This window comes from Cupriavidus yeoncheonensis (assembly GCF_905397275.1).
Taxonomy (GTDB): domain Bacteria; phylum Pseudomonadota; class Gammaproteobacteria; order Burkholderiales; family Burkholderiaceae; genus Cupriavidus; species Cupriavidus yeoncheonensis.
Genome location: NZ_CAJPUY010000080.1, coordinates 1 through 697 on the forward strand (window position 1 = coordinate 1; position 697 = coordinate 697).

Consider the following 697-nt stretch of genomic DNA (forward strand, 5'->3'; position numbering starts at 1 on the left):
CAGATTGTGCCGAAGTTGGCCGACGAGGGCCGCTACCTGGCGTCGGAATCGACGTTCTACCGTGTGCTTCGGGCTGCAGGGCAGAGCCGGCGACGTGGACGCAGCCACAATGCCAAGCCCCGCACGCCGACCACGCATCGTGCAGATGGTCGCAATCAGGTGTGGTGCTGGGACATCACGTGGATGCCCACTACGGTGAAGGGGCGCTTCTTCTACTGGTACATGATGCAGGACATCTACAGCCGCAAGCTGGTGGTCAATGAAGTGCACGAGAGCGAGTCGGTGGAACATGCCCGCCGGCTGCTCGAACTGGGCTGTCTGCGCGAGCAAACGGCTGGGCGGCCGCTGGTGCTGCACTCTGACAATGGCAGCGTCATGAAGGGGCTGAGCATGCGCGCTGCGATGCAGGATCTGGGCGTGGTGCCGTCATACAGCCGCCCACGTGTGAGCAACGACAACGCCTATGCCGAAGCGTTGTTCCGTACGGCCAAGTACTGCCCGCTGTGGCCCGAGAGGCCATTCGATACGCTGGAACAGGCGCGTGAATGGGTGCATCGGTTCGTGCGTTGGTACAACGAGGAGCACCGCCACAGCGGGCTGAAATACGTCACGCCGAACCAGCGGCACCGCGGGGAAGCGATACCCCTGCTGGCGCGACGAATGGTGGTGTATCAGGCTGCGCGCGCCCGGCACCCGC

At 64.0% G+C, this 697-nt stretch carries 1 protein-coding gene; it reads left to right on the plus strand.

What is annotated here, in order from left to right; all coding sequences use genetic code 11:
* Positions 1 to 697: IS3 family transposase (locus KHO22_RS32365; protein WP_211951268.1), on the plus strand; the 697-nt coding region annotated here is incomplete at both ends.